This window comes from Oscillospiraceae bacterium (genome assembly GCA_034925865.1).
Lineage (GTDB): Bacteria > Bacillota > Clostridia > Oscillospirales > SIG627 > SIG704.
In genome coordinates this window covers 74689-84749 of record JAYFRN010000014.1, presented here as the reverse complement: position 1 = coordinate 84749, position 10061 = coordinate 74689, and the positions used below count along the sequence as shown (strand labels likewise).

At 46.3% G+C, this 10061-nt stretch carries 8 protein-coding genes; 7 read left to right on the top strand and 1 reads right to left on the bottom strand.

Going from position 1 to position 10061, the window contains the following annotated elements:
- Positions 1-916: 916 nt before the first annotated feature.
- Positions 917-1981: an acyltransferase gene (locus VB118_07110; GenBank protein MEA4832368.1), complete on the bottom strand. Its 1065-nt coding sequence runs from the start codon at positions 1979-1981 to the stop codon at positions 917-919.
- A 388-nt stretch (positions 1982-2369) separates the two neighbouring features.
- On the opposite strand from VB118_07110, the gene serC reads away from it, so the two are divergent.
- The 7 genes from serC (at position 2370) to VB118_07075 (ending at position 9946) form a co-directional block, all read left to right on the top strand.
- Positions 2370-3455, top strand: a complete 1086-nt coding sequence (gene serC / locus VB118_07105) for a 3-phosphoserine/phosphohydroxythreonine transaminase (GenBank protein ID MEA4832367.1) — start codon at positions 2370-2372, stop codon at positions 3453-3455.
- Between the two features lie 19 nt (positions 3456-3474).
- The gene (locus VB118_07100; GenBank protein MEA4832366.1) at positions 3475-4635 is read left to right on the top strand and encodes a 3-phosphoglycerate dehydrogenase family protein; all 1161 of its coding nucleotides are present in this window, start codon (positions 3475-3477) and stop codon (positions 4633-4635) included.
- Entirely contained in the window at positions 4632-5993 is a 1362-nt protein-coding gene (locus VB118_07095; GenBank protein ID MEA4832365.1) for an MATE family efflux transporter, read from the top strand. Before VB118_07100 ends, VB118_07095 begins: the two co-directional genes overlap by 4 nt.
- 171 nt (positions 5994-6164) lie before the next feature.
- Complete coding sequence (locus tag VB118_07090; protein MEA4832364.1) at positions 6165-7388, top strand: aminotransferase class III-fold pyridoxal phosphate-dependent enzyme; 1224 nt, start codon at positions 6165-6167, stop codon at positions 7386-7388.
- Positions 7389-7448: 60 nt separating this feature from the next.
- Entirely contained in the window at positions 7449-8456 is a 1008-nt protein-coding gene (gene galE, locus VB118_07085; protein ID MEA4832363.1) for a UDP-glucose 4-epimerase GalE, read from the top strand.
- Positions 8457-8533: 77 nt separating this feature from the next.
- Positions 8534-8950, top strand: coding sequence for a transcription antitermination factor NusB (gene nusB, locus VB118_07080; protein ID MEA4832362.1), 417 nt, complete (start codon positions 8534-8536; stop codon positions 8948-8950).
- A gap of 24 nt (positions 8951-8974) precedes the next feature.
- Positions 8975-9946: a peptidase M22 gene (locus VB118_07075; GenBank protein ID MEA4832361.1), complete on the top strand. Its 972-nt coding sequence runs from the start codon at positions 8975-8977 to the stop codon at positions 9944-9946.
- Positions 9947-10061 lie beyond the last annotated feature (115 nt).

The window sequence follows — 10061 nt, the reverse complement described above, 5'->3', positions numbered from 1 at the left end:
CCTGACAGCGAAACATCTTCCGTTATACTTGTCTGTGTTAAATCATCTTCCGTATTTGTCAATGTCACATTTTCGCCCGTACTGCATGACGGTATAAACAGACATATTGTCAGGATAATTAAAATCAGATATAAAAGCTTGTTTTTCATAAAGCCTCCATGCCGCGGCAATAATAAAAATTGTTAGTTCTTATTTTGGAGTGTTTCAATATTATCTTCATACAGAAAGCGCCTTTTTTTAAAATAAATTATTCCGATTATAGCAAATATAGTTGTCCCCAGAGAAGAGCCAAAATAAGCAACTGAAAGTTTTAAGTATATAAATCTAATTAATGCAGTTATTAATATTCCAAATGCCAACAAAACTATATGATATGCAATAATCCATTTGTATGAACTTATTTTAATTCCTTTTGCTTTTTTGAAAACAATAAGAGTAAATATCATAAAAATAAAATAAGAACATACAAGCACGAGACACAATGTTCGAGCTTGGGAATAAAGTTCCTGGTATGAAAATACCTTTATGATATTTACTAGACACCAAAAAGCATTTAAAGGGATAAAAACAAAAAGAACAAACTTCGCCCATCTCATAGAAACAGGACGATAACTCAACCACCTATTGAATTCTGCAAAATTCATATGTACTCCTTGTAAATTAATTTTATATATTTATATATATATTATATTTCTATTGCTTTATAGAATATCACAACGCATTATTTATATTAATAACAAATCAGCGCGGCTTTTTGTTTCTGATCGGTTATTTTAACAGTTTACCTCTTTGAGCGCAACAATCTTCTCTACAACTTGATAAAACAAACATTTAATAACGGTAGTAAGTCGTTTGTTCTGGAATCTGCTGATGGTGCGTGGTCGAGCAGGGTTTTCATAAAGCCTGGCGTTATATATTATATCTTCAAATGTTTTCTGCTTGTTATCATCGTTCTTACATGACCTATCAAGATACTTATTCCTATTGAGCATGAATATACAACAATAATTCTTATGAAATAAGTTATGGCTATGTCACTAATCCCTATAAAATTCATTGTGCTGTTTATAAAATAGATAAAAAGACAATGAATCAAGTAGATGTCATAGCTGGCATTATTGACAGCCTTTATGAACTTATTATCAAGCGACCGCTTTTCATAAATCGCCGCAAAAAACATGAAAAAGAACAAAACCGCGCTGACACAATACAGATAGTGAATATTTTCAATCCAGTATATTGGTTTGATTTCGGAAAAGGACAGGTAACTCAATATTGACTCGGTAAGCGTAATTATTGAAAACCATATTGTTATGAAGACGCGATTTTGCCTGACAATATTGACAAATTTTTCGTAATTTATTCCTGCATAGCATCCTGCCACCCAATAGAACAAGTAGGTTGTAAACACTCTGTCGTTATAGCAGATGCTCCATCGGGGATTGATGAGCTTTATTGTTTCAGGCAAATATTGTCCTAATAAAAATGTGAGTATGGCAGATAAGACAAGCATGAAGATCGGATTAATTTTCTGAACCATCTTATGCCATACCGGCGCCAGGGCATAAAACTGAATAATTATTACGATGAAATAAAAAGGGCTGACAAGGCTGCCGTTTAAAATATAAATACCGAGATCACGCGGAGAATACGCAATATAGCCTCTCAAAACATAATAAGAAAAATAGATAATATTCCAAATGATATATGGAATGATGATTCTTTTAATTCTCGAGAAATAAAATTTTCTATAATCGGGTTTTGTTCCGTAATTCAGAAAATGCTTCAATCCGCTTAAAAAAATAAAGCCCTGAACACAAAAAGCCGAAAGCCGCCAAGGCATAAAGACAACCGCGGATTGCCATGTTCTTTTTGCAAGCGTTGTGACAGGTGAGGAAGATACATGAATAAATATTACCAATATGCACAGCAGCACATTATAAGCTGATATTTCGGGCTTAAGCTTTTCGGAGTTGTTCATATCTAAAATTTTGTCCTGTTAATGTAATAATATCAGCAAAGTCACGAAGATTAACAGAAGTAAGAAGAAAAAGCAAAAAACAATTGTATACTAAAATAACACTATACCAATTATACCCATTGACTGAGCAAAAGTCAATATAAATAAACAAAATATTATTCAGAAACGCAATTATTTAAACGACATATAAATAATCATTGTTTTTATAATCCACAATTTATGAGAGAAAATCAATAAGAACAAAAAGTTTATAAATAGCTTAAATCGTGAATATTATTCATTCTGACATTTGATTATTCAAATTGTCGGTATATATGCTTGACATTATTAATCGGAAGAGATATAATGAAATAAGATTTTTCTGTTTTGAAAGGGATGAAAATAAGTTATGTCAAGAGTGTATAATTTTTCAGCAGGCCCGTCTATGCTGCCTCTTTCCGTACTTAAAACAGCCGCGGAGGAAATGACGGATTACAGGGGCTCCGGCATGTCGGTCATGGAAATGAGCCATCGCAGCTCTCAATATGAATCTATTATCAAAGAGGCCGAAAGCGATCTCCGCTCTCTCATGGGCATACCGGATAATTACAAAGTGATTTTTATGCAGGGAGGCGCCACCGGTCAGTTTGCCGCCGTTCCGCTCAACCTCATGAAATCCGGCAAAGCCGATTATATCGTTTCTGGTCAGTTCTCTAAAAAATCCTATGAGGAAGCCAAGAAATTCGGAGACGCCGCCTGTATTGCCTCCAGTAAGGACGATAACTTTAAATCAATCCCTCACATTTCATATGAAGATCTCCGCCCGGGGACGGATTATCTTCATATATGCTTTAACAACACGATTTTCGGGACAAAATATAATTATATCCCGGATACGCGGGAAATTCCGCTTGTCGCCGATATGTCCTCCTGCATCCTGTCGGAGCCGGTCGACGTGTCCAAATTTGGCCTTATATATGCCGGCGCGCAGAAAAATATGGCACCGGCCGGCGTCACCGTCGTTATCGTGCGTGAAGACCTTCTCGGCTTCGCGAAGCCGTTCACTCCCGTGATCCTCGATTATAAAACGAACGCCGAAAACGATTCGATGTACAACACACCTCCCTGCTATTCGATCTACATCGCCGGGCTTGTATATAAATGGCTAAAATCTGACAAGGTAGGCGGGCTTGAGGGAATGAAGCGCATAAACGTCGAGAAGGCCGGAATCCTCTATGACTATCTCGATTCGAGCCGTATGTTCAAGCCTGTCGCCGGCAAGGACTTCCGTTCCCTGATGAACGTGACATTCGTTACCGGAAACGCCGAGCTTGATAAAAAATTCTGTTCTGAGGCCGCGAAGTCCGGCTTTGTCAGCCTTTCCGGACACCGCTCTGTCGGCGGTATGCGCGCGTCGATATACAACGCCATGCCTGTCGAAGGCGTAAGGGCGCTTGTTGAGTTCATGAAAAAATTCGAAAAGGAAAACGCCTGAACCTGGTTCGGCATGATATATGTTTAATATAAAGCTTTTTAATAAAATCGCTTCATGCGGTCTTGATGTATTTGACAAGGCCTTGTATTCCTGTTCGGCTGAAATAACGGAGCCGGATGCCGTAATGGTTCGCTCCGCCGCCCTGCATGACGAATCCTTCCCGCAGTCGCTTAAGGCGATCGCCCGCGCCGGCGCCGGCGTGAACAACATCCCGCTTGACCGCTGCACTGACGAAGGCATATGCGTATTCAACACGCCGGGCGCAAACGCGAACGCCGTCAAGGAGCTTGCGCTGTGCGCGCTTCTGATCTCCTCAAGAAAAATCACCGACGGAATAGCATGGGTGAAGACGCTTTCGGGCGATACGGTCGCGGCTGACGTCGAAAAAGGCAAGAACGCATTCGTCGGACCCGAAATATCCGGCAAAACGCTCGGAGTGGTCGGCCTCGGCGCAATCGGCGCGATGGTGGCGAACGACGCGGAAAAGCTCGGAATGAAGGTCATCGGATACGACGCTTATCTTTCCGTGAAAGGTGCTCTCAGGCTCAGCCCGGCAATAAAGCTCGCCGATTCTCTCGATGAGCTGCTCGGAGTGAGCGATTATATAACGGTTCACATTCCCTCTGTGCCTGAAACTCGCGGAATGTTCAACAGCTCGGTCATATCAAAAATGAAGCCGGGAACGCGCCTTATCAACCTTTCACGCGGCGATCTTGCCGTCAACGGCGACATCCTTGCCGCTCTTGAATCCGGAGCGCTGTCCGCATATGTCACGGATTTCCCGGACGGAGAGCTTGCCGGAAAGCGCGGTGTCATCGCGATGCCGCATCTTGGCGCTTCAACGCCGGAATCAGAGGATAACTGCGCCGTTATGGCCGCAAAAGAGCTGATCGGCTATCTGGAAGCCGGAAACGTTGTCAATTCCGTGAATTTCCCCTGCGTTGCGCTTCCGTTTTCCGCTTCTGCTGCCCACAGATTCACCGTCTGCTTTAAAGCGGGCTTTGATATAAAAAATGTTACCGATGTTCTTTCCTCCGCCGGGATCAGGGCTTCCGCGTTCACTTCTCAGACACGCGGAAACGCCGGCTATGCGATCTTTGACACGGATGGTTCCGCCGTCGGCGTTTCCGCCATAATATCAGCGCTTGATAAAGTAACGAGGGTAAACATAATTAAATGAAGCTGCTGACCCGCGACAGGCTGTACTACCGCATGGCGGCGCGTCTCATTTTTCCAATCGCATTTCAGAATGCGCTGTTCTTAGTGGTTAATATGCTTGATACGATCATGCTCGGCAAGCTCGGCAGTGAGTCCGAGGCCGCAATCAGCGCCGCGGGACTTGCCAGTCAGCCGTTTTTCGTTCTCAGTTTATTCATCTTCGGCACAGTATCCGGTTCTTCGGTGCTTGTCGCCCAGTATTGGGGACGAAACGACACGGATTCGATAAATTCGATCGCCGGGATCACAGTTTCCTTCGCGCTTATCGTCGGGACGGTTTCCTCGATTCTTATCGCGCTGTTTCCGACCTGGGTTCTCAGAATCTTTTCGTCGGACGAGGCCGTCATTGCTCCGGGTACGGAATATCTCAAGATCATCGTGTTTTCTTATATCCCCACCGCGCTGTCAGGAGTGCTCAGCGGCATCATGCGTTCGGTCGAACGCGTCAAATGCGCGCTGTATTCCAGTATGATCGGGCTTTTCGTTAATTTGATCCTTAATTACTGTCTGATCTTTGGAAAGCTGGGCTTCCCGCGGATGGAGATCCGCGGCGCGGCGATCGCCACAGTTATCGCGCGTGTCTTTGAGCTTATGTATGTAATCTGGTATGTCTTTATTCATGATAAAACGATCAACATACGTCTTGCCCGGATGTTCAAAATTTCTCGTATGCTTGTTTGTGACTTCGTAAAGGTTTCTATGCCGGTCGTGATAAATGAGACGACCTGGTCGCTCGGAGTCGCGATGTATTCCGTCATAATAGGAAATCTCGGAACCCAGGCGTACGCGGCTTATTCTGTCGCCGGAATAATCGAAAGGATCGCGCTTGTATTTTCCATAGGCTTTGCCAATGCCGGAGCCGTTATTATCGGCAAAACGATCGGCGCCGGAGAGCCGGACAAGGCATATGAATATGCGAAAACGACGCTCTTTCTCTCGGCGCTTTCAAGTGTTTTGCTTGGCTTGATAATCTTCGCCATAAGATATCCGGTTATCGGCTATTTCGATATCACCGACGAGGCAAAGGGATATGCCGCCGCAATTATCACGGTCATGAGCATATTGATTGTCACCAAGGGATACAATTTTGCAAGCATAGTCGGCGTGCTCCGCGGCGGCGGCGATACGAAATATGTCCTCGCGCTCGATGTCATCCCGCTCTGGACGGTCGCGCTTCCGCTCGGTTATCTGTTCGCCTATGTATTTCGTTTTCCCGTATATATCGTATATTCAGCTTTCTTTTCCGATGAAATAGTTAAAATGATAATCGGATTTTTCCGCTTCAGGAGTAAAAAGTGGATCAAAAACGTCACCCGCTGATCGCGGGACGAGCATTTTTTGAAACAATTATTATTAAAACGGCATTTAAATAAGTCTTGTCTTACAAGAGAAAAAAGCCCATATTCCAGAGCCTTTTCTCTCTTTACGGGGTAATTATTTAAATGCCGAGTTAATAAAAAGTAATAACCGATACACAAGGAGAAATATATCATGTCCGATTTTAACCGTAAAGAATATCTTGACAACGCCCAGAGGCTGATTCCGTGGGGCTCGTCCACCTGTTCAAAGGCTCCGTCATATCCGCCGTATGATCCGGCGGCGATTGTGCGCGGCAAGGGCTGCCGCGTATGGGACATAGAGGGACGCGAGTTTATCGATTTCAGAAACGGGTTGGGTCCGGTCACCCTGGGATACGCGTATCCGGAGGTCAACGAAGCCATAGCCCGTCAGCTCGAATGCGGAGCGGTATTCGGAAATCCGTCCGTGCTTGAACCGGAGGTTGCTCAGATAATCAGTGAAATCATACCGTGCGCCGAAATGGTTCGCTTCCTGAAGACCGGCGGAGAAGCCGTTGCCGCGTGCATCAGGCTCGCGCGCGGGTATACCGGACGCGATCACATAATTCAAATAGGATATAACGGCTGGCTGAACAGCCTTTCCTCGGGCGGCGCGGTGCTTCCCGGCAGACTCGGCTCAAGCTCTGGCAACGGCATTCCCGCGGCGATATCCGATCTGCATCATTCGGCCGGATGGAACAGCATGGACACGATCAGGGAAATAACGGCTTCGGTTGACGGCAATGTCGCCGCCGTCGTCGTGGCCGCGGATTACGGACGTTTGGAGGAAGGCAGGGAGTTTTATCCCGCGCTTCGCAAATATACAAAAGAAAACGGCATTTTGCTTATATTCGATGAAATTGTCACCGGCTTCCGCATCTCGCTCGGAGGGGTCCAGGAATATTTCGGCGTCACGCCGGATCTGGCGGTATTCTCAAAGGGAATGGCCAATGGAATGCCAATCTCCGTCTTCTGCGGCTCCCGCGAGGTTATGAAATGCTGTGACAGAGGAGGCGGAGTTGTCGTTTCGTCCACCTTCGGAGGCGAGGCGCTTTCGCTTGCCGCCGCAAAGGCGACTATCAATATTTACCGCCGGGACAACGTTATCGGTCACATATGGAACACAGGAAAGACGCTTTGGTCCGGCGCTAACAAAATATTTGAAAAGCATGCACTCCCGGTCCGCGTGCTTGGTGCCGCTCCGTGTCCGACATTCACGGATCTTCCCGACGGCGGAGATATCATCACTCGTCTGATGAGCGCGTGCTATAAGCACGGAATCTCTTTCTACAACGTATCATATGTAAACTTCTCTCATAAAGCCGACGATATCGCGGAGGTATTGGAAAAGCTCGAGGCCGCATGCACGGAGCTTTGAAATATTTAAAGCTTATAAGAAAATCGATCACAATAATATAATCGGGAGGATAATACGGCAATGAAAATACTCGTCACCGGAGGAACCGGATATATCGGCTCGCATACCGCCGTCGAGCTTATCAACAGCGGATACGAAGTCGTGATAGCCGACAATCTGTATAATTCCGAAGAAAACATAAAGAACAAAATTGAGGCGATCACCGGAAAAAAGGTTGCGCTTTATGTCTGCGATATCGCCGACAAAGAGGCGATGAAACGTGTTTTTGGTGAGAATGAAATCGGCGCGGTTATTCATTTTGCCGCATACAAGGCGGTCGGCGAATCCTGTCAGAAGCCGCTTATGTATTATGAAAACAACATCGCCGGAACGCTCTCGCTTTGCGAATCGATGAGCCGCGCCGGATGCAGGACGTTAGTTTTCAGCTCGTCCGCAACGGTTTACGGCACATCGCAAAAGCTCCCTTTCACCGAGGATTCTCCGGTGTCCTCCACGAATCCATACGGCACGACGAAAATGATCAATGAGACACTGCTCGGAGATCTGCACAAATTCGCGCCGGATTGGAACATTTCGCTGCTGAGGTATTTCAATCCGATAGGCGCGCATGAAAGCGGACTTATCGGCGAAAAGCCAAACGGCATCCCCAATAATATTATGCCGTATATCTGCCTTGTGGCAAACGGCACGCTTCCTAAGCTGAATGTTTTCGGAAACGATTACAATACGCCTGACGGCACAGGCGTGAGGGATTATATTCATGTTGTCGATCTTGCCAAGGGACATATCGCCGCGCTTGAAGCGATGAAGGGAAAATCCGGATACTTCGATATATTCAATCTCGGCACCGGCAACGGATTTTCCGTGCTACAGCTTGTAAACGCCTTTGAAAAGGCAAACGGGATAAAAATACCCTACCAAATCTGCGCACGCCGCCCCGGAGATATCGCCTCCTCGTATGCCGACGCCTCAAAGGCGCTCCGCGTCCTCGGCTGGAAGGCCGAAAGGGACATATATGACATGGTCAAAAGCTCATGGAATTTCTATTCGCAGAGCGCGGAAAAATAAGTAAAGCTTGCGATAGATATTTAGATATAAACAATAATAGAATCAAATCCTATACATAATTAAAACAAAGGATTTTTATGCCTCTCAACAGAAGAAAAGAAAGAGAAACGGTATTTATAATGCTGTTTCAGGCAGGTTTTAACGGCGGTGTCGATGCGGAAGCGCTTTATAACGATATACTTACTGAAGCGGAATCGCCGGAACTGTTTGAAAGCCGTTATATAAAAGAAACGTTTCTCGGCTCCCTTGCCCATGCCGATGAATCGTTCGCGCTCATCCGTGAGCACGCAGTCGGCTGGAAGGCCGAGCGCATTTCGCGCGTTTCGATAGCGATCCTCAAGCTTGCTATTTTCGAATTGCTCTGGTCGCCGACCGTCGGGACGAGCATCGCCATAAACGAAGCCGTCGAGCTTTCGAAAACCTATGACGACGAAAAGGTATCAGCCTTTATAAACGGCGTTCTGGGCAATATCGCGCGGGCAAAGGGCATCTGAGCCTTTGCCATTCTTGAAAATTCGATGAACAGCATTTATATAGGCATCGATACGAGCAATTACACAACCTCGGCCGCCGCGGTCACCGAGTACGGAGAGCTTGTCGCGAACATAAAAGCTCCTCTTCCGGTCGCGTCCGGAGAAAAGGGACTGCGTCAGAGCGATGCGCTCTTTTCTCATGTGAAGGCGCTTCCTGAGGTCATCGGAGAAGTAAGCGCAGCTGTTTCCGAGAGGCTCGGCGGCGGTTATAAAATTGCCGCCGTCGGCGTTTCCGACTCGCCGCGCAATGTGCCCGGTTCATATATGCCTTGCTTTCTTGCCGGAGTATCCGCGGCTTCATCCACCGCCGGGCTTTTTCGCGTTCCGTTATACAGATTTTCTCATCAGGAGGGGCATATCGAGGCCGCCCTTTTCGGCGCCGGTCATTGTCCCAGCGGAAGCTTTTATTCGTTCCATCTTTCCGGCGGCACCTGCGAGCTTTTGCGCGTGGAATCAGAATCGGCGGGCGTGAGACGGACGGCAAGTATTGTTTCAAAAACGCTCGACATCACTTGCGGTCAGCTGATCGACCGCTGCGGAGTTGCGCTCGGGCTTTTATTTCCGTGCGGAGCTGGGCTTGAAAAGCTCGCGATGGAATCCGTAAGAGAATTCAAAATCAAACCCGCCGTTTTTCCGGACGGAATAAATATTTCCGGATTTGAAAATAAATTTCTGGCAATGCTAAATACATCGACGCCGTCCGACGCCGCCAAATTCGTCTTTGACGCCGTTTTCGAATGCATCCGTGCCATGCTTGGCGCAATTCCGCCGTCCGATTCCAATACCTATGTGGTCTTTGCCGGCGGAGTCATGAGCTCGTCTCTGATAAAAGCCCGCCTTATCCGCGAATTTCCTTCCGCCGCGTCTTCCGGCAGGTTTCTGTTCGCGCCTCCGGCGCTTTCTTCCGACAACGCTGCCGGAATTGCTCTCCTTGCCCGAAAAGCAGATATGAAATAAAAATTAATCGGTTTTTGCATATGAACTTTTCCGTAAAAACAATTATCGTTTAATTGGCATTTTCATAACAAACCTCTTTTGTTTTTTCTCCAGAAAGAACATATCTTCCCATACC